This window comes from Mesorhizobium sp. CO1-1-7 (genome assembly GCF_020164885.1).
GTDB lineage: Bacteria > Pseudomonadota > Alphaproteobacteria > Rhizobiales > Rhizobiaceae > Mesorhizobium > Mesorhizobium australicum.
Genome location: NZ_JAIUHA010000013.1, coordinates 58079 through 84949 on the forward strand (window position 1 = coordinate 58079; position 26871 = coordinate 84949).

Here is a 26871-nt window from a genome sequence, read left to right on the forward strand (position 1 = left end):
CGTTACTGGCCGGTGCTGGGTTGTGTCGTCGGCGCGGCAGGTGCCGCAGCCGGCGCCGTCGGTTTCGCCGGTCCTTCCTTGCCGTCGGGATCGCGGAAGTAGCGGAAGAACTCCGAACTCGGCGACAGCACCATGGTCGTCCCGGTGTTGTCCAGCGCGGTGCCATAGGCATTCATCGACCGGTAGAAGTCGAAGAAGGCGGGATCGCGCTTGTAGGCATCGGCGAAGGTGGCGCTGCGCTGCGCCTCGCCCTCACCGCGCAGGATCTCGGACTCCTTCTGCGCTTCGGCAACGATCTCGACCACTTCACGATCGGCGCGCGCCGTGATGCGCTGTGCCGCTTCGTTGCCGCGTGCCCGCAGCCGCGCAGCCTCCGCCAGGCGTTCCGCCTTCATGCGGTCGTAGGTCTGCTGTGAAACTTCGGCCGTTAGGTCGGTGCGGCGGATGCGAACATCCTCGATCTGCAAGCCGAGCGACGTGGCGTCGGGCCTGAGCTGATCGCGCACTTCGCGCATCATCACGGCACGCTCTTCGGAAAGCGCGGCCTCGAAATCGCGCAGACCGTAGACGCGGCGCAGGGCAGCGTCGAGACGCGTCCTGAGCCGCGCTTCAGCCAGTTCGATCTGACCGGACACGGCGGCCCGGAAGACGCGCGGATCCGAGATGCGATAGGCGATGAAGGCATCGACTTCATAGAATTTGCCGCCCGAGACCTGGACGCGGATGTTGTCAAGGTCGAAGCGCAGCACCCTGTTTTCGATCAGTTGCACCGTATCGGCGTCGAAGAACGAGAACGGCGCCTTGAAGTAGATGCCGGGCTCGCTCTTGACGTCGACGATCTCACCGAAGCGGAGCACCAGCGCCTGCTGGCGCGCATTGACCACGAAGACCGAGGAATAGATCAGGAACAGGACGACCGCCGCCACGGCGACGACGATGGGAAGACGGTTGGCCATCACTTGGTACCTCCCGTGTTCGCGGCGGGCGCGGCCGGTGCTGGCGGTTTCGGCTGCAATGCGGGCAGCGGCAGATAAGGCACGACACCCTGTCCGTTGCCCTGCTCGACGATGACCTTGCTCGAGTCCTTCAGAACCCTCTCCATGGTTTCCAGATAAAGGCGTTTGCGCGTGACATCGGGGGCTTTGGCATATTCGTCGTAGACCGAGATGAAGCGCTGCGCCTCACCTTCGGCTTCCTGCACCACACGGTTTTTGTAGGCGGCCGCGTCTTCGCGGACCTGGGCTGCCTCGCCGCGTGCCTGGCCGAGTTTCTGGTTGGAATACTGATTGGCCTGCTCGACGAACTTGTCCTCGTCCTGCTCGGCGCGCTGCACCTCGTCGAACGCATCTGCCACCTCGCGTGGCGGTGCCGCATCCTCGATGGAGACGGCGTTAACGTTGAGACCGGCCTTGTAGCCGTCCAGCGTCGTCTGGATGATCTCGCGCACCGAGGCCGCGATGCCCTGGCGATCGTCGCGGAAAATGTCCTGCGCCGGCCGGCGGCCGACGGCTTCGCGCATGGCGCTCTCGGCAACCTGCCGCAGCATGCCGTCCGGGTCGGAGACGTCGAACAGGTAAGCGCGGGGATCGGAGACCTGGTAGGCCACCGAAAACTGCACATTGACGATATTCTGGTCGCCCGAGAGCATCAGCCCGTTGCCGCTGGTATTGCCGCCGCCAATGTCGACAAGCTGCTCTGAAATCTTCGCCGTCTCGACGGTCTCGAGAGGCCACCAGTGGAAATGCAGGCCTGGCTGGGAAAGCTCGGCCTTCGGCTTGCCGAAGCGCAGTTCGACCGCGACCTCGTCGGGCTGCACGGTATAGACCGCCTGGAAGGCCCACAGAACAACCAGCACCGCGGCGATCAGGCCGAACACCGCCGGACTGGCGCCACCGCCGCCGGGCAGCGCGCGCCGCAGCCGATCCTGGCCACGGCGAATGATGTCTTCGAGGTCGGGAGGCGACCCCTGCGGGCCGCTTGGCCCCTTCGGTCCCTGCCCCCAGGGTCCCTGATTGTTACCGCCGCCACCCCACGGGCCGCCGCCTCCGCCACCTTTGTCGTTCCAGGGCATGAATGTCCTTTCGCTTGGAATTCCCTCAAGCACCGCGGTTACGGCGCAAATCCAGTGTCGTTCTTCTATAGGGACGCCACGGCGCGCTTTCAACGCGATGCGCCGCCGACTTCATCCGTTTTGGGCCGGTAGCGACCCTTTGTCGTCCTTTATCTTCAAACTATCTCGCGGCGGCGCTCATAAACCGTATAGCGCGTCGCATGGCTGTCCTTTTCTCCTGACGCAATCTCCCGCGAACTGACCACTTGCCATGCATCAGGGTCGATCGGCGGGAAATGCGCGTCGCCATCGACGGCGGCCAGCACATGGGTCACGTGCAGGCGCTCGGCCAGCGGCAGCGCCTGGGCATAGATTTCGCCGCCGCCGATGATGCAGACCTCGTCGACGCCCGTCATGCGGCGTCCGCGCACGGTTGCCAGCTGGATCGCGGCTTCGAGCGTATGCGCCACCTCGACGCCCTCGGCACGCCAGGCCTTGTCGCGGGTGACGACGATGTTCAGCCTGCCCGGCAGCGGCCGGCCGATGCCTTCATAGGTCTTGCGGCCCATGATGATGGGCTTGCCCATCGTGTCGGCCTTGAACCGCTTGAGGTCGGTGGAGAGCCGCCAGGGCAACCCGCCGTCCCGCCCGATCACGCCGTTCTCGGCAATGGCGACATAGATCGCGACATGCATCAGTTTGCATCCCCGCCATTGCTGTCCGACGGGACAAGCAGGAGGATGTCGATGTCGTGCTCGGGATAGAAATCGTTCGCCTTCATCTCGAAACGCGTCGGCCCGACCTTTTTGACGTTGTCGCCGCAGAACGAGACCAGGGCTTTCGGGTTGCCCTTGTCAATGGTCAGCTTGAACTTGCCGATGGTGCCCGCCGCCCAGTTGCCGCCGGTGGTCAGGATATAGGCGATGCGGCTTTCGTAGAATTTGGGATAGCCGTCCGGATTGTCCTTCGCCGCCTTGCGCACCGCATTCTCGAATGTGTCGTCCATGCAGTAGCGGCTCTTGTAGGCCGCGTATGAGTTCTGGAACTGGCCTTCATTGAAGAAACTGACCGAGGATGTGCCGCCCACGCTGGGCTTGTAGCGGTGCGAGACGTGAACGTCCTTGTTGGCCGGAAAGGCCGCGCGCCACCAATAGGTCGAGCGCAATTGCCAGAACGGCGAATAGACCGGTTTTTGGCCACTGTCGGCTGTGGAATCCCCGATGATGATGCCGCGGTCGACCCAGTCGTCAGCCACCCCTTGCGGCAGCTTCACCAGCGCCGCCTTGGCCGCGTCGCCGAACGGGTTGAAGGGCACGTTTTGCGCCTTGAGGTCGGCGCCGATGTCGATGCCGAGCGCGAGCACCTTCTGCTCGAGTTGGGGCTTGGCCGCGACGCCGTCGATCGTCACCTCGAAGCCGAGGAAATTATCGCTCTGGTTTTCCGGGATCGCCGGCATCTCTTCGGGATCGCCCGAAATGTCGGGCATCGGGAAGGCGACTATCGCCTCGACATCCTTGTCGGTGTTGTTGTGGAAGACGTAGTCCACCGTCACCTTTTCGGGCGAGATGAAAAGATCCTCGCTTTGCATCGCCACGGCATCGCTGCGCGACAGGATCAGGCCGCCGGTGCCAAGCTCGGCAACCGAATCATTGGCCATTGCAGGCGCGACCGAAAGCGCCAACGCTAAAGCCAGAACAGATCGCAACATCGAAGCCCCCTCGGCTGGAATGCCTGGATGACCCTAGCCGTTTCGATGCGGCGTTTCAAAGCCCTTCCGCTTGCTGGGCGTGCGTGACCGGTCTGGACACGCGGGCGGTCTGGACACGCACGCGGTCTGGACACGCAGGCGGTCTGGACTAACAGGTTCCGATGGGGCAGGAGTTCGCGCCATGCGCAAGCTTCTCGTCATCGGCATCGGCGCCGGCAATCCCGACCACATGACTGTCCAGGCCATAGCAGGGCTGAACAGGGCGGACGTCCTGTTTATTCCCGACAAGGGCACCGACAAGACCGACCTTGCCAACCTGCGGCGCGGCATCTGCGACCGCTTCGTCACCAACCCGGCCTCACGCCGGGTCGAGTTCGACGTGCCGGTGCGTGCCGAACCAACCTCTTCCTATCGTTCGACCGTCGACGACTGGCATGAAGCCATCGCCGCCATCTACGAGGCACTGATCCGCGACGAGATCTCCGGTGATGGCTGCGGCGCCTTCCTGATTTGGGGCGATCCTTCGCTCTATGACAGCGCTCTGCGCATCCTCGAGCGCGTGCGCCTGAGGGGCAATGTTGCATTCGACCTGGAAGTCATCCCCGGTATAACGGCCGTCCAGGCGCTGGCAGCCAGCCACAAAACGGCGCTGAACCGCATCGGCGATCCCGTGCTGATCACCACCGGCCGCCGCCTGACCGAGGAAGGCATGCCGGACAATGCCGGCAGCGCCGTCGTCATGCTCGACGGCAAATGCGCCTTCAACACGCTGGCTGACCAGGACCTTTTCATCCAATGGGGCGCCTACCTAGGCACGCCCGACGAGATCATCATCTCCGGCCGCCTTGGCGATGTCGGCGCCGACATCGAAAAGCGCCGCGACGAAGCCCGCCGGAAGAAAGGCTGGATCATGGATACGTATTTGCTGCGAAAGCCGGAGTAGTGGAATAGTGAGTAGTAAATAGTGAGTAGTCAGTAGTCAGTAGTCAGTGAGGACTAGGCTGTACTCACTACTCACTACTCACTACTCCCCTATCCCGCCTCAATCTCCGACTGCAACGCGTCCATATGCGTCGCCGCGGCCGCACTCGCCGCGCGCTCGATGGCGCGAAAACGGCTGACCACGGCCAGGCCGACGGTCGTCAGTTGCGCGCCGCCGCCCTTGCGGCCGCCGGTCTGCGCCGCCACCAGCGGCTTGCCGAACACCCGGTTCATGTCCTCGACCAGGTCCCATGCGTGCTTGTAGGACATCTCCATGCCGCGCGCGGCGGCCGAGATCGAACCGAAGGTGGCGATGTGCTCCAGAAGCTCAATCTTGCCAGGACCGATCCGTCCGTCCGGATCGAGATTTATCCGCAAGCTCAGCGACGGCATTGTTGCTCCTCCGCGACCGCTTCAGCTTCGGCGACCGTTATTCCAAAACAATATAGCGCCGATCACCGCCGCTGTCAGCCATCGACGTCGAGCGGCAGACCGGCGCCGGTATTTCCCCGATCGAAGCTCACGGTCTTGACCACCGCGAAAACCTTGCCGCCGAGCCGCAGCTTCAGCGCCTGCCGCGACTGTTCCGTGATGCGGGCGAGCACCGTTGCCCCATTGCAGTCGATGCCGATTTCGACCGTCGGCCCCTCGCCGGGACTGATCGCGACGATCGTGCCGGGCAGGATGTTGAGGGCACTGAGGCCCGTCGGTTCCTCCGCGGCGATCATCACGTCGCGAGCGCGAATGCGGATACGCACGGGAGCCCCGGCCTTCATCCCAAGACGCGGCACGCGGATCTCGCCGGCGGCCGAGCCGAGCACGGTCATCCCAAAAGCCTCCTCGTGACGCAGCACCTTCGTGTCCAGCACGGCGCCGCCCTCGCCGCGCTCTTCCACCGGCAACAGGTCGAGCCTTTGCATGACAGCGTCGGTCGGGCCGCTGGCCGTGACCTTGCCCCGCGCCAGCATCACGACGTGGCTCGCCAGCCGCGCCACCTCGGCGACCGAATGGCTGACATAGACGATCGGGATCTTCGTTTCGTCGCGCAGCCGCTCGATATAGGGCAGGATCTCGGCCTTGCGCGCTTCGTCGAGCCAGGCCAGCGGCTCGTCCATGAGCAGCAGTCTGGGGCTGGCCAGCAGCGCCCTGCCGATCGCCACGCGCTGCTTCTCGCCGCCCGAGAGTTTTGCCGGTCGTCGCCCAAGCAGCGGGCCGATGCCCAGCAATTCTACAACGGCGTCCATGTCCGCATAGCGTTCCGTCGCCGGCGTGAACCAGCGACCGTAGCACAGATTGCTCATCACGCTCATATGCGGAAACAGGCGCGCATCCTGGAACACCATGCCGATGCGGCGTTTGTGCCTTGGCACGAAAATGCCGGCACCCGCGTCGACCAGCACGCGGCCATCGACCTCGATGCGCCCCTTGTCCGGCCGGATCAGCCCGGCAATCATGTTGATCAGCGTCGTCTTGCCGGAACCGGACGGCCCGAACAGCGCCGTCAGCCGTCCGGCGCTCTCGAAGCGGGCATCGATGGCGAAATCGCCAAGCCGGTGGCCGATGTCGACAAGGACGCTCATTCGATGTCCATCCGCCGCCCGACCCGCCGCGCCAGCACTTCCGATGCGACCAATGCCGCCATCGAGATGACGATCGAAATCAGCGTCAGTCGCAGCGCCCCTTCGTCGCCGCCCGGCACCTGGGTAAAAGTGTAGATCGCCGACGGCAGCGTCTGCGTCTCGCCAGGAACGTTGGAGACGAAAGTGATCGTCGCGCCGAACTCGCCCATCGCCTTGGCGAAGGACAGGATGGCGCCGGCGATCAGCCCGGGCAGGATCAGCGGCAGCGTGATGGTGCCGAACACCCACAGCGGGTTGGCGCCGAGCGTTCCCGCCGCCGCCTCCATCTTGCGATCCACCGCCTCGATCGACAGCCGGATCGCCCGCACCATCAGGGGAAAGCCCATGACACCGCAAGCAAGGGCGGCACCCGTCCAGCGAAACGAGAAGACGATGCCGAAATGCTCGGCCAAGAAGGCACCGGCCGGGCCGCGCTTGCCGAACGTCAAAAGCAGGAGATAACCGGTCACCACGGGCGGCAGGATCAGCGGCAGGTGCACCACCCCGTTGAGCAGCGTCTTGCCCCAGAATTGCCCCCGGGCAAGCAGCAGCGCGATCGCTATGCCCGGCGGCAGGCTGGCGAGCATCGCCACCGTCGCCACCTTGATGGACAGCCGGACCGCATTCCATTCGTCGGGAGTGAGGTCCAGCAGCCAGCTCATAGTGCGGTATCGGGCCTTTTCGAACTCAGTTGCTCGCCGACTCAGTTGCTGGGCGTGAGCACGGTAAAACCCTGTTCCCTAAAGAGCGCGCCAGCCTTGGCGGACTGCAGGCACTTCAGGAAGGCCAGCGTATCCTTGTCCTTCGAATCGGCGGTCTGGGCAACCGGATAGATGATCGGCGGATGTGAATCCTCGGGGAAGGTGCCGACCACCTTGACGCCCTTTTCGGCGTGCGCGTCGGTGGCATAGACGATGCCGAGGGCGGCCTCACCAGTTGAAACCAGCTTCAGCGCCGCACGGACATTCTCGGCCTGTGCCACCTTGCCCTCGACCGAGGACCAGACGCCGAGCGATTCCAATGCCGCCTTGCCGTACTTGCCGGCCGGCACGGCCTTGAAGTCGCCCATGGCAAGCTTGCCATCGCCGACGAGCTTGGCGAGGTCAAAGCCTTTCTCGATCTTGGTTTCGACCGTCGAATCCTTCGGCGCCACCAGCACGATCTCGTTGCCCAGCAGCTTCACTTCCGTGTCGGACTTGGTCAGCTTCTTGTCGGAGAGATATTTCATCCAGTCGAGATCGGCGGAGATGAAGACGTCGGCCGGCGCCCCACCCTCGATCTGCTTGGCCAATGCCGAACTCGCGGCATAGGAAACGGTCGCGGCCTCGCCGACATCGGCTTCGCAGGCCTTGTTCACCGCATCGAGCGCGTCCTTGAGACTGGCCGCCGCGAACACCACGACCTTGTCTTCCGCGTGCGCTGCCGGCATTGCCGCCATCAATGTCGCCGCAAAGCCGCCAATGGCGATCATCCTCAACCCGAAACCTTTGCGTGTCATCGAAAACTCTCCCTGGGTTCAAACTCCGGTTGGCTCGAAGCCTGTAGACCGATATATCCGCATGGATATAACAAGGGAAGGCCCGGCCGGCTGAAACTCGATCCGGCGCTGCATGATTGTTCTGATAAGACCGCCGCCGCGAAAGGAACTGCAATGAAGATCAGCGCCCGCAACGTGCTCGAGGGAACGATCACCGAAATCGTCAAGGGAGCCACCACCTCGCATGTCCGCATCGACATCGGCGGCGGCATCATCGTCACCGCCTCGATCACCAATGAAGCTGCCGCCGACCTCAAGCTCGAAAAGGGCAAGCAGGCCTACGACGTGGTCAAGGCCTCGGACGTGATGGTCGGCATCGACTGAAAAGCCGCGACTCAGACCGCGATGGGCGCCTTGATCGACGCATCGGCGACGTAGTTTTCCAGCCGGAAATCCTCGAAGTGGAAGGCGAAAAGGTCCTTCACCTCAGGATTGATCCACATCGTCGGCAGGGTCCTTGGCGTGCGCCGCAACTGTTCGCGCGCTTGCTCGAAATGGTTCGAGTAGAGATGCGCGTCGCCAAGCGTGTGGACGAAATCGCCCGGCTTCAGCCCGGTCACCTGCGCCACCATCAGCGTCAGCAGCGCGTAGGACGCGATGTTGAACGGCACGCCGAGGAAGATGTCGGCGGAGCGCTGGTAGAGCTGGCAGGAAAGCCGGCCCTCGGACACGTAGAACTGGAAAAGGCAGTGGCAAGGCGGCAGCGCCATGGCTTCCACCTCGGCGGGATTCCAGGCCGAGACGATCAGCCGCCGCGATTGAGGATTGCGGCGGATCTCCTTGAGAAGATTGGCGATCTGGTCGATCGAGCCGCCATGGCCGTCTGGCCAGGATCGCCACTGCCTGCCGTAGACCGGGCCGAGATCGCCATTCTCGTCGGCCCATTCATCCCAGATTGAAACGCCGTGGTCGGTCAGGTACTTGATGTTGGTGTCGCCGGCCATGAACCAGAGGAGTTCATGGATGATCGACTTCAGATGCAGCTTCTTGGTGGTGGTGACCGGAAAGCCGCGCGCCAGATCGAAGCGCATCTGGTAGCCGAAGACGGAGCGCGTGCCGGTGCCAGTGCGGTCGCCGCGATCGGCGCCGTTGTCCAGCACGTGCTGCAGGAGGTCGAGATACTGGCGCATCGGTTCCGGGCTCGATTCGGGAATTCGTCGATCATAGCGCATATAGGCGCCGACGCCACGCTTGTCTGAGATCGTCCCCACTTAGCAGGGACGAAGCCCGCCCAGAATCCTCACCGGCGAACCGGAAGCGCGGAAATCGCCAACCGGCCGCCAGGATGAAGTAACCAAAGGTCTCAGAGAGAGCCGAGCTTGCCCAGGTCCTTGGCCACCAGATAGTAGAAGGTCACGCGGTTCTTGGTGTTGTCGGCGTGCATCGCCTTGCAAGTCTTCTCGATCGCGGCGTCGGCTTTCGCCCCGTCGCTGACGCCGAGCTTCTTGGCCACCCAGCTCTCCTTGACCCGCGCCAATTCCTTCGGATCCGTGCAGGACACCAGCGAGGAATCGCGGTTCCTCAGCGCAATGCCCAGGTGCTTGACGATTTTTTCGACCGCATCGGCGCTTGCCGCGGCGTCATATTTCTTCACATCCGCAAGATAGTCGGCCATCAGAATTCCCCTCGTCGGCGCCACGGATCCGATCGATGAGGGCTGTGGCGCGCTTCGCAACTTGTGCGCTAGGTCGGTAACTCCTCACCGCCCGCAAAGCTTCGGTTGAGACCGCGCCCAAGTCAACCCTTCGCGTCGCGATTTGACACAGGGACAAAGCACCATTGCGGCCTTTCATTTCCGCGCAAGCCCCCCTATATTCGTTTTGTCGGCTTGACCGACTATGGCGATAAATGGGCGATGAAATAAGCCGTTCGGACCCGGGGGCGGTACCCGGCGCCTCCACCAAAAGCCGCTGTTGAAGACAGAGCGGTTTTTGCTGGGGGCGAAATAGGATCGACGAAGGTGTAAAGATCGTACTTTTGCCCGGCATTGTACCACCGTCATCGGGCTAAACTTATAGTTGCCAACGACAACTATGCGGAAGCACGTCTCGCTGCTTAATGCAGTGCGATAGCTTCAAATCAAGCCCTAGGGGTTCGCACTTCTAGGCGGGGTTCGGAGGTACCTGGCAACAGAAACCTCCACTTCTCCCCCTTTCATTTTGCGTGACGCACAACGGTTCCTGCCGTCAAGACTTCGCACGTCCACGGCTGCGAAGCCGCTGCGTTGCGTGCCCTTTCTCCATGGACAAAATGCAAAACGATTCCGATCGATTCTTCGTGCTGACCGGCGGCCCCGGTTCCGGCAAGACCACCTTGATCGAAGCCTTGCGGCAGGCGGGCTTTGCGACATCCGCCGAGGCCGGGCGCGGCATCATCCGCGACCAATCCGCCATTGGTGGAACCGCCCTGCCCTGGAGCGATCGCGCATTGTTCGCCGAACTGATGCTGTCGTGGGAAATGCGCTCGTACCGTGCGGTCCGCGAGCTGGCCGGTCCGGTCTTCTTTGATCGCGGCGTGCCGGACACGATCGGCTATCTCAGGCTCTGCGGCCTGCCGGTGCCGGATCACCTCACCAGTGCCACCACGGAATTCCGCTATGCGCGTCGCGTCTTCGTCGCCCCGCCATGGCCGGAGATCTTCATCCAGGACGAAGAACGCAAGCAAACCCTCGACGAGGCCGAGCGCACTTGCCAATCGGTGGCCAATGTCTATGCCGAACTCGGCTACGAATTGGTGACCTTGCCGCTTGCGCCAGTCGAGGAGCGCGTGCGCTTCCTCCTCGACGCTGCTGGATTGCCGCTGACATCGCGGACATAAAGAAGTCGGACGGGTCCGGCCTTTCCTGTGCGTTGTTGGACCAGGCGATACCTTGTAAACTGAAACCACCCCCCTGGAGATCGGAAACATGGCGCTCAAGCGGATGGACAATGTAGGGATCGTCGTCGAAGACCTCGGAGTGACGATCGATTTCTTTCGCGAACTCGGCCTTGAGCTCGAAGGGCGGGCCACGGTCGAAGGAGAATGGGCCGGACGCGTCACCGGACTGGGCGACCAGCATGTCGAGATTGCCATGATGCGCACGCCGGACGGCCACAGCCGGCTGGAGCTCTCCCGCTTCCTCGCGCCGCCTGTCGTTGCGGATCACCGGACCGCCCCGGTCAACGCCCTGGGCTACCTCCGCGTCATGTTCACCGTGGACGACATCGACGACACGCTTGAAAGGCTCCGCACGCGCGGCGCGCAACTCGTAGGCGAAGTGGTCGAGTACAAGGACGTGTATCGGCTCTGCTACATCCGTGGGCCTGAAGGGCTTCTCATCGGCCTCGCCCAGGAACTCAGCTGAGCGTCAGCAGCCAGAGCGCGGTCGTCAACCCGGGGGCAAACGCCGGCTTCAACACAAAAAAGCCGGGATCGACCCGGCCTCCCCTGGTTTATTGAGGATTTCCTATTCCGCCGGCGCTTCGACCGCTTCGCGCGAACGGCCAAGAGTGACCTTCGCCAGTGCGAACGAGATCACGGCGCAGAGCGTGATGCCAGCGACCATCGGCAGCGGCGTGCCGTCGAAGAACACACCGGCGACGCCCATGGCGAGCGCGCCGATGGCGAAGTGCAGCGTGCCCATCAGCGCCGACGCCGTGCCGGCGATCTCGCCATGCTCTTCCATGGCCAGCACCGATGTGGTCGGGATGACCAAGCCGAGGAAGCCGTAGCCGACGAACAGCAGGGCCGCCGTCACGTCAAGCCGATCGACGCCAGTCGCTATGATCGCGAATAGCACAACCATCGTCGTCGCGTAGCCGGTCACCGCCACCCACACCACGCGCTTCAGTCCGAACCGTTCGGAAAGCAGGCCCGTCAACTGCGACATGCCGATGAAGGCAACCGCGTTGATCGAGAAGAAGACGCTGTAGACCGAAGGCGACAGCCCGTAATGGTCGATCAGGATGAAGGACGAACTCGACAGATAGACGAAGAAGCTCGCAATGCCGAAGCCGGCGATCGCCACCAGGCCGAGGAAATTACGGTCGCCCATCAGGAAGCGGTAGCCGGCAAGGGCGGTACCGAAGGAGGACCCGACGCGTTCTTCCGCCGGCCGTGTCTCCTTGAGCGAGGTCGCGAGCAGGATGGTGGCAAGCACCGCCGCGCCGGTCACGGTCCAGAACACGGCGCGCCAGCCGAAATTCTCGATGATCTGGCTGCCGGTCAGCGGCGCCAGGATCGGTGACACCGAAAACACCAGCATCAGCAGCGACATCAGCTTGGCGGCCTCATTGCCGGTGTGCAGGTCGCGCACGATGGCGCGCGGAATGGCCATTCCGGCACTGGCGCCAAGCCCCTGCAGGAAGCGGAAGGCGATCAGCCACTCGATGGTCGGCGCCATTGCCGAGCCGATGCCGCCGGCCATGAACAGCGCCAAGCCGCCATAGAGCGGCAGCTTGCGGCCGACCATGTCGGAGATCGGCCCGACGACGATCTGGCCGAAGCCCATCGACAGGAAGAAGATCAAAAGGCTCATCTGCACGGCGGCGGTGCCAGCATGCAGATCGGTGCCGATCGACGGCAAAGCGGGCAGATACATGTCGATGGCGAACGGGCCGATGGCGGACAACAGGCCGAGCACGACCGCGATGCGGAGGAATTTGGGGCTCATGATATTGGCTTCTTTCGAATCTGGTTGCCGCCGCCGGCGACGTCTGACCCTAGGACGTTCCATCCCGTGGGTTTCCTACTCCTGGAGCAAATTTATTCGTCTCCGGAGCGAAATCCCCTTATATCGTGTCCACAAATTTAGACAGTCTTGTCTAAATCGTCAATCACCTCTATATAGATTTTCATGAGACTGGGCGTTTCTCCTGACACTTTCCCGCCACGCGGGCACGAGGCCAAGCGCCTGTCGATCGTCGACGCCGCTGCCGGCGTGTTCTGCCGCGAAGGCTTCTCCGGCGCCAATATCGACCTGATCGCGGTTGAGGCCGGGGTGTCGCGCCAGACGGTCTACAACCACCATGGCGACAAGGAAAAACTGTTCATCGCGGTGGTGCGCGACCTGACCGAGCGCTGCAACGCCGGCATTTTCGCCACCATCGCCACCTTCCCCGATCAGCCTGGGGATCTCGAGGCCGACCTGATCGGTTTTGCCGTGCGCCTGAACCAGAACTGCATCTGCAACCGGGACGGAAAATTCCTGCGCAAGCTGATCCAGACCGAGGGCGAGCGCTATCCCGAGCTCTTTGCCGAATGGCGCGAACAGGGACCCGGCAGGACGTGGCCGGCGATCGCCGCCCGCTTCGCCCGCCTCGCCTATGGCGGCTATCTCACGATCGACGATCCCGACGTCGCGGCGCGCCAGTTCCTCGGCCTCGTCAATGCCGAATTGCAGACCACCTTCATGCTTGGCGGCACGCCAGGCGAGGACGAGGTGGTGCAATCGGCGACAAACGGCGTGCGCACCTTCCTGCGCGCTTTCGGCAAGCGCCCTTCCCCGACCAGCCTCAAAAGACACGCTGCGCTGGCTAACGCATAACATTTGGCGTTGCCGCCAAGCCGCCTTGCCGATCAAATCGTTTGCAATAGTCCTCGCTTCGGCGCGGCGGCGGTCTATATCAGGTTTACGCCGCGCCCAAGCTTGATTACAGCTATGCGGACGATTCAACGGAACCCGACCACCTCATGGCCGACGACCATATCCGCTACGACATTCTGGCCCAGGAGGCGTTGCGCGGCGTCATGCGCAAGGTCCTGGCAGAGGTCGCGCGCACCGGCCTCCCCGGCAACCATCATTTCTTCATCACCTTCCTGACCGGCGCGCCGGGCGTGCGCGTCTCATCGCGGCTGCGCGAGCGCTATCCCGAGCAGATGACCATCGTCATCCAGTTCCAGTATTGGGACCTGAAGGTGACCGACACCGGGTTCGAGGTCGGTCTCTCCTTCTCCGACGTGCCGGAGAAACTGGAAATCCCGTTCTCGGCCGTGCGCGGCTTCTACGACCCGTCGGTCAATTTCGAGCTCGAATTCGACGTCAAGACCGATGCGCAGCCCGACGAGGAACCGGCAGCACCGGTGCCCGAGCCGCTGACCATCGTCTCCGAGAAGAAGCCGAAGGCCGAGAAGAAGGCCGCCGCCGAAGCGGAGAAGAAGGCAACCGCCGCGGATGCCGGCGCCAAGGGCGCCGAAGTGGTCTCGCTCGACGCCTTCCGCAAGAAGTAGGCTCGCGGTCCGTGGCCGACATCGTCAATCTCCGCCAGGCTCGCAAGCAGAAGGCGCGGGACGACAAGGCACAAACGGCCAGCCGGAATCGCGCCTTGCACGGTCGCACCAAGGCCGAAAAGGAACGCGACCGTCTGATCGCCGACAAGAGTGAAAGGTTTGTCGCGGGCCATCACCGCGAAAAGCCCACTCGGCCTGACGATCGATGAGCGCTGTCGAAAAGCGCTCGGTGACCATTCGCGGCCATCGCACCAGCTATTCCCTCGAAAAGCCCTTCCATGACGATCTCGTCGCCATCGCGGCGACCAGAAAGCTGACGCTCGCCGCCCTTGTCGCCGAAATCGACGAGACCCGGCCCCGTGACACCAACCTGTCCTCGGCGCTCAGACTGCATGTCCTGGAGTGGGCGAAGCGCGTGACAAGCGCCTGAAGTTACGCACCCTCGACCGGGTCAGCCTTTTTCCCGCGCCCGAAGCCGAGCAAGGTGGAGCGCTCACGCTCCTCGGCCTGCTTGCGCGAGCGCACGCGCATCAGATCCTTCCAGCCGACATAGCCGACCAGCCTTCCATCCTCACGCGCCACGACCGGCAGATGCGAGACATTGGCGGTCAGCAGCTTGTCCGACAAGCCTTCCAGATATTCGTCGGGATGGGCCAGTGTCACCTTGCTTCCCGCCAGCAGCTCGCCGAGCGTCGTCGTCCGGTGCTTGCCGGCACGGCGCCAGCGCAGGATCGCCGGCGGATCGATGAGGCCGAGCACCTGCCTGTTTTCATCGACCACGGGAAAACTCGGATGCCGGGTTTCCGGCGCGGTCAGGAAGGCGGCCGCACCATGCAGCGTCATCGTCGCCGGCACGCTCTCGACCTGCGCCGTCATCACCTCGCGCACCCTGGTCAGCGCGAAGGGGTCGACGCGATATTCGCGAACCAGATGGTGCCCCCGCCTGGCGATCTTCTCGGTCAGGATCGAACGCTTCATCAGCAGCACGGTGACCGCGTGCGCCGCGGCACAAGCCGCGATCAGCGGCACCAGCACATGCGTGTTGCCGGTCAGCTCGACGGCGAAGAACGTGGCTGTCAGCGGCGCGCGCATCGTGCCGCCCATGGTGGCGGCCATGGCCAGCAGTGCCCAGAAGCCCGGGTCCGCCGCCGGCAGGATGCCGGCAAGCACCGCCCCCATCGCGCCACCCATGATCAACAGCGGCGCCAGCACGCCGCCCGAAGTTCCCGAGCCGAGCGCAACCGACCAGATGATGGCCTTGACCACCAGCAGCAGCAGCGCCGCGGTGGCGATCGTGCGGCCGTCCAGCATGTCGGCGATGTTGTCATAGCCGACGCCGAGCGCTCGTGGGTCGATCAAGCCGCCTATGCCGACCACCAGGCCGCCGAGCATCGGCCACCACATCCAGTGGATCGGCAGCTTCTGGAAGCCGTCCTCGCAGGCATAGACCATCTGCGTCAGCAGCCCGGACAACAGGCCGGCGCAGATGCCGACCAGCACCCAGCCGCCAAGGCCGACGAACGAAACCGCCATGTTGCCCGCGAACGGAAAGATCGGCCCTGGCATGTGCAGCATGGTGCGCTCCACCTCGGCCACGATGGCCGCAACCGCGACGGGGATGAAGCTGCGTGGCGTCCATTCGAACAGCAGCAATTCGACCGCCAGCATGATGGCAGCGATCGGCGTGCCGAACACGGTGGTCATGCCGGCCGCCGCTCCCGCCACCAGCAATGTCTTGCGCTCGTTGTCCGAGACCGGCAGCATCTGCGCGATCAGCGAGCCGATGGCGCCGCCAGTCATAATGATCGGACCCTCGGCGCCGAACGGCCCGCCGGAGCCGATCGAGATCGCCGACGACAGCGGTTTCAGGATCGCCACCTTGGCGTCGAGCTTGGAGCGCCCAAGCAGGATCGCTTCGATGGCCTCGGGAATGCCGTGGCCGCGGATCTTCTCGCTGCCGTAGCGCGCCATCAGGCCGATGATCAGCGCGCCGATGACCGGAACGATGACGGCGGCAAGCCCGAGCGGCGTATCCTGCAGCTTCAGCTCGGCAAGCGAGAACTGGCCGAAATAGGCGATGTTGGTGGCGAGCCGGATCAGCTTCAGAAGCGCGATGCCGGCAAACAGCCCGGCGGTCGCCACCACCACCGCTATCGCGGCGACGAGCAGCACTCGGGCATCCGTGGTGAAATCCCGGAGATGATCGGGATTGGAGTTATGGGTCTTCATGGTGGCTTTGCTTCCTGCCGGCGGCCGTGTCTGGGTTCTGCGGCACGGTCGAAGTGGCCAGCCGGTTGTCGGCGGGGTATGTATCGTAACACGATATATCTGTTCAAGCGGCTTTCGCTCGAAATTTCGTTTGAGCTTTCACCGGAAAACGAAGACATCTCCGACATGACGCAGCCCAAGACACCACGCCCCGCCATCAGGCAATCCGACTACCAGCGGCTGTCCGAGTTCCGCTACCTCATCCGCCGCTTCCTCGAATTCAGCCAGGTGCAGGCCGAGGACGCCGGCCTGACCCCGCGCCAGCACCAGGCGCTGCTGGCGATCAAGGGATATCCCGGCGGCGGGCCGGTGACGGTCGGCGACCTGGCGGAACGCCTGCGCATCCGTCACCACAGCGCCGTCGAACTGGTCAACCGTCTCGGCGAGGCAGGACTGGTCGCACGCGACCAGGACAAGGACGACCACCGCCGCGTGCTGCTGCGGCTGACCCAACGCGCCGACGATTGCCTGGCCGAACTGTCGGCCGCGCATCTCGACGAGCTCTCGCGCATCGAACCCATGCTGCGGCGCCTGCTCGACCGGAGCCAGGACTGACGTCCAGCATCGGGCCGATACCGAACTATTTTTTTCACCGGACTATTTTTCCGGAATCCGAATCCTTTGGCCTGGCCGCGGCGTCTTGGACAGGCGACAGCCAAGGGAGCCAATGCGATGAAACGCCATTTGATACGCTACAAGACGAAGCCGGACCGGGCCGACGAGAACGAGCGCCTTGTCAAGGCAGTGTTCGAGGAACTGCGCGGCAAATCGCCGGAAGGCGTTCGCTACATGACCTGGCGCTCCGGCAATGGCACTTTCGTCCATCTCGTCGAGACCGAAACCGACGGGCATGCCGACCTCATCACAGGGCTTGCCGCCTTCCAGGCTTTTCAGAGTGGCATCAGGGATCGCTGCGTCGACCCTCCGCATCGTGACGTGATGACAGTGGTGGGCCATTATCGGATGCTGGACGAGTAGCCTGAATAGAACCATGTCAAGAACGGCCGGTGCATGAACAATCCAGGCGAGATCCCAGAGCCTTTCGACCGCTTGTTCGGCGAATTGCGCCCCAAACTGCATCGCTACTGCGCCCGGATGACCGGCTCGGTCGTCGATGGCGAGGACGTCGTGCAGGAGGCGCTGGCCAGGGCGTTCGAGGCCTTGGCCGGCACCGTCCCGATCGCCAATCCCGAAGGCTGGCTGTTTCGCATCGCCCACAATGCGGCGCTCGACTTCCTGCGCCGCCGCGCCCGTGAGAAGACTTTCTCCGAGGAGGAGCCGGACATGATCGCCGACCCGGCAAATTCCATCGCCGATCGGCAGGCCGCGGCAGCCGGATTGCACAGTTTCATGCGCCTTCCCGTCGCGCAGCGAAGCAGCGTCATCATGATGGATGTGCTGGGCTATTCGCTGCGGGAAATCAGCACCATGCTCGACACCAGCATCCCCGCGATCAAGGCAGCGCTGCATCGTGGCCGTGGCCGGCTGCGTGAGCTCGCCGACGAACAGGACGATCGTCCTGTTCCCAGGCTGAGTGCGTCGGAGCGCCTGTTGCTCGACGCCTATGTCGATCGCTTCAACGCCCGCGACTTCGACGCCGTGCGAGACATGCTGGCCGACGAAGTGCGGCTGGAACTGGTGGCCAGGGCAAGGCTCAACGGCCGCAAGGAGGTGGCCACCTATTTCGGCAATTATTCCCGGGTGCGGGACTGGCATTTCCAGTCCGGTTTCGTCGAGGACCGTCCGGCAATCCTCGTGCGCGATCCCAACGACCCGACGGCAGCGCCGGCATACTTCATCCTGCTGGGTTGGCAGGGCGGCAAGCTTGCCGCCATCCGCGATTTCCGCCACGCCAGATACGTCGCCGACGGCGCCGAAACGTTCGTTCTTGAGACGATTGCCCGGCGGGTGACCAACCGGAAAGCCTAGCCCTGCTGCCTACTGCAGTGACTTCAACAGATTGTCGACCGTGAATGGATTGGCTTTCGGCTTGGCTGGAGGCGGATTGTCGTTGGCGGGCACCTGCTCGGCCTTGGGTGCCTGTTGCGCCGCCTTGCGCTCGGCTTCGAGCCTGGCTTTTTCCTGGGAGGCAATGCGCATCGCCTCCTCCGCCTTCTGGCGCTCCTGCTCGGCCTGCGCCTTGGCCGCCTCGTCCGCTGCCTGCTGTTCCGCCGCCGCCTTGGCCTCGGCATCCGCCTTGGCTTTTGCTTCCGCGTCGGCCTTTGCCTTGGCATCCGCTTCGGCCTTGGCCTGAGCGTCGGCCTCCGCTTTCGCCTTGGCGTCGGCCTCGGCTTTCAGGCGCGCCGCTTCCTCTTGTTGGCGCAGCTCCTCGGCGGCCTTGTCGCGGGCATCCTGAAGGGCCGCGTAATAGCGCACTTCGCGTCGCAGCCGCTGTTTCTCCAGCAGCGCGGCCTGCATCGCCTCGACGCGCTGCTGTTCTTTTTCCAGCGCACGCTGGGTCAGGAATTGCGCCAGCGGCTCGCTGTCGAACTGCCGTTTCACGGCGCCGAACCGCCCCTCGGCGGTGAAATTCACGGCCGGCTCGGAGCCGACCAGCGCTTCGTCGCCAGGCCGATAGGTGATCGCGCCCTTGGTGGAAACCGTGCTGGCGTTGAGGTCCGCCGTGATGTCGGCCGACAAGGTCGCCGCCGGGTTTTCAAGACTGATCGGCGGCGCCCTGAGCGTGCCGCCGGCAATCGTGAAGGCGACCTCGGCATTCCCGGCGGCGAAGCTGCCGTCGGCGGCGATGTCAGGCGCGAAGCCAGCCGTCTTGGCGGCGTCGATATCGCGTCCGATCGCATCCGCCTTGGCCAGGAATGCGCCGAACGCGTCAGGATTGACGCCGGCGATCCGCAAGCCCTTCAGCGTCGCCGTGCCGGATCCCGATAGAGCGGCAATCATCGCGTCGACGGATTTGCCGCTGGTCGACAGCGTCGTCGAGAAATCGCCGCTGCCGCCGATGCCCGCATCCGGCAAGACATCAGCCAGATCGGCACCCGCCAGTTTCATCTGACCGGTGAAAAGCCCGGTACCGTCATTGTTCTTCAGCTCGAACAGGCCGGAGAGCGCCCCGCCGAGGAATTTGGCCTTGAGATCGGTGACCCGAATGCCTTCCGGGTCGAGCTTGAGCGAGAGGGCCGCGTCATAGGCGGTGGCGAGCGGGCCGACGGTCAGCGAAGCCGTGGTCAGGTCGAGATCGGCCGTGAATGGCAGGCTGGACTTCTGGCTGAACGGCGCCGACGGCCACGCGCCGGATTTGTCATTCTTGTCGGCCCTGTCATTCTTGTCGGCCCTGTCATTCTTGTCGGCCCTGTCATTCTTGTCGGCCCTGTTATTCTTGTCGGCATTGTCGCTCTTGCCGGACCCGTTCTTGTCCACGAGAAAAGCGGAATCGCCAAACAGCGCCACCGCCATCGGATCGAGGTCGAGTTCGTCGAGCGCCAGCGCCCCAGCCAGATGCGGCACGCCGTCCTTGCCGTCGACCCCCTGCTTGACATCGAGGTTGATGTCGCCGGACACAGCCGCCTCGTTGATGGCGCCGCTGAGCCCGGAGAGCACCAGCAGGCCATTGCCGTAATCGGCCTGCGCGGCCAGCGATGTCGACATGCCGGCGCCCATGCCGGGCAGGCCGATGCCCGTCGTCATCAGCCACGGCTCGATGTCGGAGGCGTCGAGGTTGATCTTGCCCTTGGCCGTCGGGCCTTGCGGCGTGTCGGCGACCACCCCCTCGAAGCCGGCCTTGAAGTCATTGCCGGCAAGGCTGAAGCTCGTCGCCAGGCCGCCGGAAAGCGTACCCTTGGCCCGGATGTCGGTGCTTGCTTCACCCAGCATGCCGAGCGGCAGCGCCGGCAGGCCGTAGAGCGCGAGCAAGGCGGTTGCGTCCGGGTTCCTGGCGTTGAAAGTCAGTGTCACTGGCGCGTCGGCAAGCCTGTCCACCGCGCCCTTTCCCGACAGCGACGCCGAAAAGGACGAGCCGCCGGCCTTGCCTTGCCCGCTCACCGCCAGGCCCGTGGTGCCGTCGCCATTGTCGGCGGCACTGGCCACGAGGTCGACGCGCGCGTCCTGGAACAAGTCGGGATAGGCCGCGGCGCGGTCTGCGAGCCCCTTCAGCACGGCATTGTCCGGATAGTGCCGTGCTGCGACATCGATCAGCGGTTTGAGGTCGACTGCCACCACCGAGGCGTCGAGCTTGCCGGTCGGGCTCGCAGGAAAATCCTTGATGCGGCCGGTGGCGCTGATCGAGGAACCGGCCAGTCCACCGACAGACAGCCGGTCGATTTCGAGCAGCCCGTCGCGCAGCCTGAGCGCGGTATCGACCGTGTCGGCGGTCAAGCCGCCGGCGCTGACAGGGCCGGCCTTGATCTGGAAATCGAGGTCGCTGTCGGCAAAACGATTGGCTCCCTTGTCGCTGACGAAGATCGAGGCGAAGGCCGCCAGCCCATCGACATCGAGATCGCCGCCCTCGAGCCGCATCAGCACCGATGGCTTTGCGTCTTCGGGCTGGCTGGAATCAATGCGGCCGGAAAACTTCGCCTTGCCGAGGATCAGTTCGAGATCACTGAAGGATTGATGATTTTGCGAGAGATCGACCTTGGCCTTGAAACCGGCGGCAGGCAGACGGCGGATCGCCTCGTCGACATCCTTCGACAGCCAGGCGGCAAAACCCGAGGGTTGCGCCACGGCCAGCAGCAACGAGCCGGTGAAGCCGAAATGGCCCTGCACGTTGAGCATGACCTTGCCATCGGCTTCCAGCTTGGTGCGGCCGGGCAAGGTCGCGGCCAGCGATTTCACCGACCACCCGTCACCGACCGGCTCGGCCGAAAGATGAACATCGCGCACCGTCGTGTCGCCGGCCACCACCGCCGGCAACTTGACCTCGACCGTGCCGGGAATGGTCGGCTTCGGCAGATCGAGCAGCGCCTGCTCCAGCCCGGCGATGCGCTGATCCAGCGTCAGGCCCGTACCCGCCTGGGCACCCACCGCCTCGTCGAACTGAACCTGCGCGCCATTGGCCTCGATGGCGAAGCTCGGTTTCTGGCCAAGATCGACCGAGGCCTTGCCATCGGCGGTGTAGGGATTGTCGAGCGGACCGGTCTCGAAACGGAATTCGTCGACGCCAAGCTTCTGGTGATCGAGCGAGAACTTGCCGTTAAGCCGGAAGCCCGGATCGGACTTGCCGGTGCTGACTTTCACCGTCTCGCCGTCCGTGCCGCGCAACTCGGCTGAATTCTTGCCCGCGCTATCCTTGTCCGCGCCCGAAATCTTGAACTGGCCGGAATAGACGGCGGCACCGTTGACGATGCCGGCATTGCCGTCGGTCTCGATGACCAGCGGATAGGCGTCGGGATCCGCCTTCACCCGTAACCGCATCTGCCCGGAGGGTTCGGCCTTGCCGGTCGACGCCGCGACCGTGGTCCGCAACCCGTCCAGCCGCAACGTGCCATCCATGCGCCACGGACCGGCCAGCGACTTGGCCGAAATGGTCGAGTTGATCTCCGAAAAGATGTGGCTGCGGCCGCCGGCGGCGTGGCGCAGTTCAATCTGCCCTTCCGTCACAGTCAGTTTCTCGATCGAGACCTGGCCGGGGTCGAAGGGCGAGGACGGGCGCATGGCCCAATCGACGGTTCCGTCGGCGGCGATGTCGATGGTCGCCTTCGGCCGCACCAGCCGCATGTCGAAGATCAGCACCTCGCCGCGCAGGAAGGGTGCCAGTTCCGCGTCCATCGAAAACGTCTCGACGGTCATGGCCGGCTGACCGTCGGGGCCACCGGCGACGGCGACTTTGGAAAAGGTCACCGAGGGAAACGGCAGCAGCCTTGCCGTGGCGTCGCCCTGCACGGTTACCTTGCGGCCGAGGATGGCGCTTGCCTCGCGCTCGAACTCGGCGCGGTAGCCAGTCCAGTCGATAAAATGCGGCACCACCAGCGCCGCAAGCAGCACCAGCACGAACAGGCCACCGAAGATCACGAACAGGCGTGCGAGCATCAGCTCCGAACAGGTTGATTGCAATTCCGCCGCACTCTACCCGCATCCGCGTGTCGATAAAGAGGCAATTCATCCCGTGTTGCGTCATGTCGGACGATCTGAAACAAATCCGGGAAAAGCGGAGATTCTCGGATGTCGGGCAAGAACTGGGATCGCGTGCCGATCGATGCGCAGAGTGTCGATGCCCCGCTATCGCAGTCGGCGATTTTCCTTGTCGGCATCGTCGCCGGCGATCAGCCGGCTCTGGCCAGGGTTTGTTCCGTGCTCGGCGAACTCGACGATCTGGTCAAGACTGTCGGATTCCGCGATCTCGGCGGGCGCCTGTCCTGCATCGCCGGCATCGGCCGCGATCTCTGGGACCGGCTCAGCCCCGGCCGGCGGCCGCTGGAACTGAAGCCGTTCGCGCCGATCAAGGGCGCGGTCCATTCGGCGCCAACGACACCGGGCGACCTGCTCTTTCACATCCGCGCCGAGCGGCCCGACATGTGCTTCGAATTCGAGCGTATCCTGCTCGACAGGCTTGGTCCCGGCGTCAGCGTCGTCGACGAAGTGATCGGCTTTCGCTATTTCGACGCCCGCGACCTGCTCGGCTTCGTCGACGGCACCGCCAACCCGGCCGGCCTCGATTTGCCCGCCTCGGCGCTGGTCGGTGACGAGGATGCCGATTTCGCCGGTGGCAGCTATGTCGTGGTCCAGAAATATCTGCACGACATGCAGGCCTGGGCGCGCATTCCCACGCCCGAGCAGGAGGCGATCATCGGCCGCACCAAGATCGACAACATCGAAATCGATGATGACGACGCGCTGCGCAAATCGCACAAGGCGCTGGCCACCGTGGTCGATGCCGACGGCAACGAACACGACATATTGCGCGACAACATGCCGTTCGGCAGGCCCGGGCAGAACGAATTCGGCACCTACTTCATCGGCTACAGCAGATATCTTTGGGTCACCGAGAAAATGCTGCAGCGCATGTATGTCGGCGACCCGCCGGGCGCCTACGACCGGCTGCTCGATGTCTCCACGCCGCACACCGGCACGACCTTCTTCGCCCCGACCCGCCCCATGCTGCAGACGCTTGTGCAGGACGCCCGGGAGCAGCTTCCCACTGCAGGATAGAGCGGCGGTTGGCGGGCCTAACCGCTCCCTTAGCGTGCGTCGCGTTTCGCCTGCGCCACCTTGGCCGCCTTGCGCTGGCGGCCGAGTTCGGCCGGCCGAACAAGACTTGGAACCTTCTGGTTGGCCACGGCCCGCATGCCCTCGTGGGCGGTGCGCGAATTGTGCGTGGGACCGTCCGGAGCTTTCTGCTTCAAGGCCAGCGCCTTGCGCGCATTGTCGACCAGCGAAGTGCGAGCCGCCAGTTGGCGGCGCCGTTCGGCCTCGCCGTTCAGCCGCCGCATCGCCATGGCCAGCACCGCCTCGACCCGAATGGCGGCGCGGTCAAGACGCGCTGTTCGCGATGCGCTTAGCCCGCGTCAGGCAGGATCTTGCCCGGATTCATGATGTTTTGCGGATCGAGCGCCTGCTTGATCGTGCGCATGATGTCGACGCCATGGCCGAGTTCGTGGCGCAGGAACCCGATCTTGCCTTGCCCGATGCCGTGCTCGCCGGTGCAGGTGCCCTCCATGGCGATCGCCCGCATGTTGAGCCGTGCCACGAATTTTTCCGACAGCGCGATTTCCTTGGGATCATTGACATCCATCAGCACCAGGACGTGGAAATTGCCGTCTCCGGCATGGCCGACGATGGGCGCGATAAGTCCCATCTCGGCAATGTCGGCCTCGGTTTCCATGACGCATTCGGCAAAGCGCGAGATCGGTACGCAGACATCGGTCGACAGGCCCTTGGCGCCCGGGCGCAAGGTCAGCGACGCCCAGTAGGCGTCGTGCCTGGCCTTCCACAATTTGGTGCGTTCCTCGGCAACGCTGGTCCACAGGAACGGCCCGCCGCCATTGTCTTCCGCGATCGCCCCGAAGGTCTCGGCCTGTTCGGCAACGCCGGCTTCGCTGCCATGAAACTCGACGAACAGGCACGGGCCCTCGGGATAATCGAGCTTGGAATAGGTCTTCATCGCCCGCATCTGCAGGGCGTTGACCAGTTCGATGCGCGCCACCGGAATGCCCATCTGGATCGTCGCGATGACGGCGTTGCAGGCAGCTTCGACGCTCGGGAAGGGACAGACGCCGCCCGAGATCGCCTGCGGAATGCCTTGCAGCTTCAAGGTCAGTGCTGTGATGATGCCAAGCGTGCCCTCGGAGCCGACCAGCAGCCGGGTCAGGTCGTAGCCGGCCGAACTCTTCTTCGCCCGCTTGCCGGTCGTCACCGTCTCGCCGTCGGCCATGACGGCGGTCAGCGACAGCACGTTCTCGCGCATCGTGCCGTAGCGCACCGCATTGGTGCCGGACGCCCGCGTCGCCGCCATGCCGCCGAGCGAGGCATTGGCGCCCGGATCGATCGGAAAGAACAGGCCGGTGTCGCGCAGATGCCGGTTCAAATCCTCGCGCGTGACGCCGGGCTCCACCGTGCAGTCGAGATCCTGCGGATTGACCGAAAGAATGCGGTTCATCCGCGACGTATCGACCGAAATGCCTCCACCCGGCGCATTGGTGTGGCCTTCGAGCGACGAGCCGACGCCGAACGCGATCACCGGCACACGGTGTGCGGCACAGGCACGCACGATTTCCTGCACCTCGGCCGTCGTCTCCGGGAAAGCGACGCCGTCGGGCGCCTGCGTCGGAATATAGGTGGTCGTATGCGCGTGCTGCGAGCGGATGGCCTGTCCGGTCTGGAAGCGCTCGCCCAGCCGCTGCTTGAGGATGCCGAGCACCGCCGCGATGCCTTCCTCGTTGCGTTCGACCGGATTGAGGTCGCTCAGAGCCATGAATTCCTCCGCGAATGGACCAGCGCCCACGCTTGTTATGCGAGTATGGATGCCTAAAGCAATTTCAGGAAAAGTGTGAAGCGGTTTCCATCCGAAATTGCGTCAGAATGTAAAGACACTCACCGGCTACTCTGTCCAGCACCAGAACAAGGAAGTTTCGATGTCCATTCCCGCCCCCTTCGTCTCCAGGCCCATGGGCATCGAGAAGGACTGGATCGACTATAACGGCCATCTCAACATGGCCTATTACAACGTGCTGTTCGACCGCTGCTCGGACGAGGCCTTCGAGGCGATGGGCATGGGTCTGGACTATGTGAAAGAGCGGCGGCTCACCATCTACACCGCCGAAGCCCATGTCTGCTACGTCAGGGAACTGCATCTCGACCACAAGGTCGCGGTCTCCTTCCAGCTCATCGACCATGACGAGAAGCGGCTGCGAGCCTATCAGGAAATCCGACATGTCGACGGCTGGCTCGCCGCCACGTCCGAGACCTTGTCGCTGCATGTCGACATGTCGGGGCCGAAGGTGGCGCCCTTTCCCGCCGATGTACTGGCCAGGATCGAAGCCATGCGCGCCGCCCACTCCGTGCTCCCGATGCCCGAGCGCGCCGGCCGTTCGATCGGCATCAAGCGCAAATAGGGCGAAGCCCAGGCGACCGGGTCTGGCCTCAAAGCCACACCCGCGATCCAAAATCGCCGGGTTCCTAAAATCGGCTGGCACGCGTGCTTGAAGCCACCTCGCACCCGCATTAACCTTACTGAGGATTTAACGGGAACAAGCCATCTGAGCCGTTGAACGACTCAGCGGAGCGGTCGAAAACGTCCGCACAGGGTTGTTTTAGCGGGCGGCGCGGCGAAGCCGGTTCGAGGAACGTGCATGAAAACCGACATCAAGGTCGAGGTGGACAGGCTGGCGGCCGATCCGCGCATATCGGACTACGATTTCTGGCGTTCGCTCAAGAATGTCGACAACGAGATCTTTCACATCGCCAACAACAACGAACCGATCCCGTTCGACATGATCCGCTGGCGCAGCATCCTGAAGCGCGCCCGCCTGAAGCGCGGCCACGCTTAGCGCCGTTGCCTGATCGCCGCCAGCGGCGAGCGCGCGATCACCGGCGACGACTGGATGATCGCCGTGTTGGTCATCGCATAGGGGATGATGCGGTCGATCACCCGTTCGAGTTCGGCGACCGAGCCGACATGCGCCAGCGCGATGAAACAGTCCTCTCCGGTCACCCGGTCGCATTGTGCGATCTCCGGCAACTCACGGATGATCTCGGCCACGACTGACAATTGCCCAGGCACCGGCCGGATGCGCAGCCACGCCGACAGTTTCAGGCCAAGCGCCGCCGGGTTGATCCTGACGCAATAGGCCTCGATCACGCCGTTCTCCTGCAGCCGCTTGATGCGCTCCGCCACGCTCGGCGCAGACAGGCCGACGGAACGGGCCAGCTCCGCGGTGCTGATGCGCGCGTCCTCTTCCAGCAGGCGCAGGATCTTCATGTCGGCCGCGTCGATGTCGGCATTTTCGTTTCGAAGGCGTTTCATGGAAAACTCCTTGCCTCCGGGAAAGGAATGATTGGTCAAGCTGGTCATCATCCATATGAATAGGGAGGATTGGCTACGATACTG

General features: G+C 63.9%; 29 protein-coding genes, 1 other RNA gene and 1 pseudogene. 15 read left to right on the forward strand and 16 right to left on the reverse strand.

Annotated elements, in window-relative coordinates; genetic code table 11:
• Positions 1 to 2: 2 nt before the first annotated feature.
• The 4 genes from hflC to LB516_RS25765 all read right to left on the reverse strand — a co-directional run bounded on the left by hflC (position 3) and on the right by LB516_RS25765 (position 3758).
• Positions 3 to 956 carry a protease modulator HflC gene (hflC, locus tag LB516_RS25750; protein WP_140615721.1) on the reverse strand — a complete coding sequence of 318 codons (954 nt, stop codon included), beginning with the start codon at positions 954 to 956 and terminating at the stop codon, positions 3 to 5.
• The gene (gene hflK, locus LB516_RS25755; protein ID WP_140660953.1) at positions 956 to 2071 is read right to left on the reverse strand and encodes an FtsH protease activity modulator HflK; all 1116 of its coding nucleotides are present in this window, start codon (positions 2069 to 2071) and stop codon (positions 956 to 958) included. Before hflK ends, hflC begins: the two co-directional genes overlap by 1 nt.
• Positions 2072 to 2226: 155 nt before the next feature.
• Entirely contained in the window at positions 2227 to 2745 is a 519-nt protein-coding gene (locus LB516_RS25760) for a dihydrofolate reductase (RefSeq protein ID WP_224523272.1), read from the reverse strand.
• A complete protein-coding gene (locus LB516_RS25765) occupies positions 2745 to 3758 on the reverse strand; it encodes a DUF4424 domain-containing protein (protein WP_224720596.1) in 1014 nt (337 codons plus the stop codon). The genes LB516_RS25760 and LB516_RS25765 overlap by 1 nt, the downstream gene beginning before the upstream one ends.
• A gap of 181 nt (positions 3759 to 3939) precedes the next feature.
• Between LB516_RS25765 and cobF the strand changes: the two genes are divergently transcribed.
• Positions 3940 to 4701 carry a precorrin-6A synthase (deacetylating) gene (gene cobF / locus LB516_RS25770; protein ID WP_224523274.1) on the forward strand — a complete coding sequence of 254 codons (762 nt, stop codon included), beginning with the start codon at positions 3940 to 3942 and terminating at the stop codon, positions 4699 to 4701.
• 89 nt (positions 4702 to 4790) lie between these two features.
• Here the strand turns inward: cobF and LB516_RS25775 are convergent, their stop codons facing one another.
• The 4 genes from LB516_RS25775 to modA all read right to left on the reverse strand — a co-directional run bounded on the left by LB516_RS25775 (position 4791) and on the right by modA (position 7856).
• On the reverse strand, positions 4791 to 5132 hold the full coding sequence (locus tag LB516_RS25775; protein WP_015317271.1) for a winged helix-turn-helix domain-containing protein: 342 nt from the start codon (positions 5130 to 5132) through the stop codon (positions 4791 to 4793).
• A gap of 74 nt (positions 5133 to 5206) precedes the next feature.
• Positions 5207 to 6319 carry a molybdenum ABC transporter ATP-binding protein gene (gene modC / locus LB516_RS25780; RefSeq protein ID WP_224720597.1) on the reverse strand — a complete coding sequence of 371 codons (1113 nt, stop codon included), beginning with the start codon at positions 6317 to 6319 and terminating at the stop codon, positions 5207 to 5209.
• A complete protein-coding gene (gene modB, locus LB516_RS25785) occupies positions 6316 to 7020 on the reverse strand; it encodes a molybdate ABC transporter permease subunit (RefSeq protein ID WP_224720598.1) in 705 nt (234 codons plus the stop codon). The genes modC and modB overlap by 4 nt, the downstream gene beginning before the upstream one ends.
• Before the next feature lie 41 nt (positions 7021 to 7061).
• A complete protein-coding gene (gene modA, locus LB516_RS25790; protein ID WP_224720599.1) occupies positions 7062 to 7856 on the reverse strand; it encodes a molybdate ABC transporter substrate-binding protein in 795 nt (264 codons plus the stop codon).
• Positions 7857 to 8009: 153 nt separating this feature from the next.
• Here modA and LB516_RS25795 point away from each other — a divergent pair, with 153 nt between their 5' ends.
• Positions 8010 to 8219, forward strand: coding sequence for a molybdopterin-binding protein (locus tag LB516_RS25795; RefSeq protein ID WP_224523279.1), 210 nt, complete (start codon positions 8010 to 8012; stop codon positions 8217 to 8219).
• Positions 8220 to 8230: 11 nt separating this feature from the next.
• Here the strand turns inward: LB516_RS25795 and LB516_RS25800 are convergent, their stop codons facing one another.
• Both LB516_RS25800 and LB516_RS25805 read right to left on the reverse strand, forming a co-directional pair.
• The gene (locus tag LB516_RS25800) at positions 8231 to 9025 is read right to left on the reverse strand and encodes a thymidylate synthase (RefSeq protein ID WP_224720647.1); all 795 of its coding nucleotides are present in this window, start codon (positions 9023 to 9025) and stop codon (positions 8231 to 8233) included.
• 173 nt (positions 9026 to 9198) lie between these two features.
• A complete protein-coding gene (locus tag LB516_RS25805) occupies positions 9199 to 9510 on the reverse strand; it encodes a DUF2853 family protein (protein ID WP_015317265.1) in 312 nt (103 codons plus the stop codon).
• Positions 9511 to 9678: 168 nt separating this feature from the next.
• Here LB516_RS25805 and ssrA point away from each other — a divergent pair.
• The 3 genes from ssrA to LB516_RS25820 all read left to right on the forward strand — a co-directional run bounded on the left by ssrA (position 9679) and on the right by LB516_RS25820 (position 11238).
• Positions 9679 to 10039: a transfer-messenger RNA gene (ssrA, locus tag LB516_RS25810) on the forward strand.
• A 106-nt stretch (positions 10040 to 10145) separates the two neighbouring features.
• Entirely contained in the window at positions 10146 to 10712 is a 567-nt protein-coding gene (locus LB516_RS25815; protein WP_224720600.1) for an AAA family ATPase, read from the forward strand.
• Positions 10713 to 10800: 88 nt separating this feature from the next.
• Positions 10801 to 11238, forward strand: a complete 438-nt coding sequence (locus LB516_RS25820; RefSeq protein WP_140822202.1) for a VOC family protein — start codon at positions 10801 to 10803, stop codon at positions 11236 to 11238.
• Between the two features lie 102 nt (positions 11239 to 11340).
• On the opposite strand, the gene LB516_RS25825 is transcribed toward LB516_RS25820, so the two are convergent.
• On the reverse strand, positions 11341 to 12546 hold the full coding sequence (locus LB516_RS25825) for a multidrug effflux MFS transporter (protein ID WP_224720601.1): 1206 nt from the start codon (positions 12544 to 12546) through the stop codon (positions 11341 to 11343).
• A gap of 183 nt (positions 12547 to 12729) precedes the next feature.
• Here LB516_RS25825 and LB516_RS25830 point away from each other — a divergent pair, with 183 nt between their 5' ends.
• From LB516_RS25830 to LB516_RS25845, 4 genes are all read left to right on the forward strand, one after another.
• Positions 12730 to 13419: a TetR/AcrR family transcriptional regulator gene (locus LB516_RS25830; protein WP_224720602.1), complete on the forward strand. Its 690-nt coding sequence runs from the start codon at positions 12730 to 12732 to the stop codon at positions 13417 to 13419.
• A gap of 146 nt (positions 13420 to 13565) precedes the next feature.
• On the forward strand, positions 13566 to 14102 hold the full coding sequence (locus LB516_RS25835; protein WP_140615701.1) for an SspB family protein: 537 nt from the start codon (positions 13566 to 13568) through the stop codon (positions 14100 to 14102).
• An 11-nt stretch (positions 14103 to 14113) separates the two neighbouring features.
• Complete coding sequence (locus LB516_RS25840) at positions 14114 to 14311, forward strand: DUF4169 family protein (RefSeq protein ID WP_224720603.1); 198 nt, start codon at positions 14114 to 14116, stop codon at positions 14309 to 14311.
• Positions 14308 to 14532 (forward strand): ribbon-helix-helix domain-containing protein, encoded by a 225-nt coding sequence (locus tag LB516_RS25845; protein ID WP_224720604.1) that lies wholly within the window; start codon positions 14308 to 14310, stop codon positions 14530 to 14532. Before LB516_RS25840 ends, LB516_RS25845 begins: the two co-directional genes overlap by 4 nt.
• A 2-nt stretch (positions 14533 to 14534) precedes the next feature.
• Here the strand turns inward: LB516_RS25845 and LB516_RS25850 are convergent, their stop codons facing one another.
• On the reverse strand, positions 14535 to 16331 hold the full coding sequence (locus LB516_RS25850; protein WP_224583551.1) for a chloride channel protein: 1797 nt from the start codon (positions 16329 to 16331) through the stop codon (positions 14535 to 14537).
• A gap of 165 nt (positions 16332 to 16496) precedes the next feature.
• Here LB516_RS25850 and LB516_RS25855 point away from each other — a divergent pair, with 165 nt between their 5' ends.
• The 3 genes from LB516_RS25855 to LB516_RS25865 all read left to right on the forward strand — a co-directional run bounded on the left by LB516_RS25855 (position 16497) and on the right by LB516_RS25865 (position 18299).
• Positions 16497 to 16925, forward strand: a complete 429-nt coding sequence (locus tag LB516_RS25855) for a MarR family winged helix-turn-helix transcriptional regulator (protein ID WP_224720605.1) — start codon at positions 16497 to 16499, stop codon at positions 16923 to 16925.
• Between the two features lie 117 nt (positions 16926 to 17042).
• Positions 17043 to 17348, forward strand: coding sequence for a hypothetical protein (locus tag LB516_RS25860; RefSeq protein WP_140660943.1), 306 nt, complete (start codon positions 17043 to 17045; stop codon positions 17346 to 17348).
• 33 nt (positions 17349 to 17381) lie between these two features.
• A complete protein-coding gene (locus tag LB516_RS25865; protein WP_224720606.1) occupies positions 17382 to 18299 on the forward strand; it encodes a sigma-70 family RNA polymerase sigma factor in 918 nt (305 codons plus the stop codon).
• A 9-nt stretch (positions 18300 to 18308) separates the two neighbouring features.
• Here LB516_RS25865 and LB516_RS25870 read toward each other — a convergent pair whose 3' ends face one another.
• Positions 18309 to 22355 (reverse strand): AsmA family protein, encoded by a 4047-nt coding sequence (locus LB516_RS25870; RefSeq protein ID WP_224720607.1) that lies wholly within the window; start codon positions 22353 to 22355, stop codon positions 18309 to 18311.
• 132 nt (positions 22356 to 22487) lie between these two features.
• On the opposite strand from LB516_RS25870, the gene LB516_RS25875 reads away from it, so the two are divergent.
• On the forward strand, positions 22488 to 23474 hold the full coding sequence (locus LB516_RS25875) for a Dyp-type peroxidase (protein ID WP_224720608.1): 987 nt from the start codon (positions 22488 to 22490) through the stop codon (positions 23472 to 23474).
• Between the two features lie 29 nt (positions 23475 to 23503).
• Here LB516_RS25875 and LB516_RS25880 read toward each other — a convergent pair.
• A pseudogene (locus LB516_RS25880) lies at positions 23504 to 23773 on the reverse strand (hypothetical protein); the annotation flags it as partial.
• A gap of 47 nt (positions 23774 to 23820) precedes the next feature.
• Complete coding sequence (locus LB516_RS25885) at positions 23821 to 25236, reverse strand: FAD-binding oxidoreductase (RefSeq protein WP_224720609.1); 1416 nt, start codon at positions 25234 to 25236, stop codon at positions 23821 to 23823.
• 160 nt (positions 25237 to 25396) lie between these two features.
• Here LB516_RS25885 and LB516_RS25890 point away from each other — a divergent pair, with 160 nt between their 5' ends.
• Together LB516_RS25890 and LB516_RS25895 are read left to right on the forward strand one after the other, a co-directional pair.
• Complete coding sequence (locus LB516_RS25890; RefSeq protein ID WP_015317250.1) at positions 25397 to 25876, forward strand: thioesterase family protein; 480 nt, start codon at positions 25397 to 25399, stop codon at positions 25874 to 25876.
• 237 nt (positions 25877 to 26113) lie between these two features.
• Positions 26114 to 26311 carry a hypothetical protein gene (locus LB516_RS25895; protein WP_015317249.1) on the forward strand — a complete coding sequence of 66 codons (198 nt, stop codon included), beginning with the start codon at positions 26114 to 26116 and terminating at the stop codon, positions 26309 to 26311.
• Here the strand turns inward: LB516_RS25895 and LB516_RS25900 are convergent.
• Positions 26308 to 26787: an Lrp/AsnC family transcriptional regulator gene (locus LB516_RS25900; protein WP_140615683.1), complete on the reverse strand. Its 480-nt coding sequence runs from the start codon at positions 26785 to 26787 to the stop codon at positions 26308 to 26310. The two genes, LB516_RS25895 and LB516_RS25900, sit on opposite strands and share 4 nt — an antisense overlap.
• Positions 26788 to 26871: the final 84 nt, after the last annotated feature.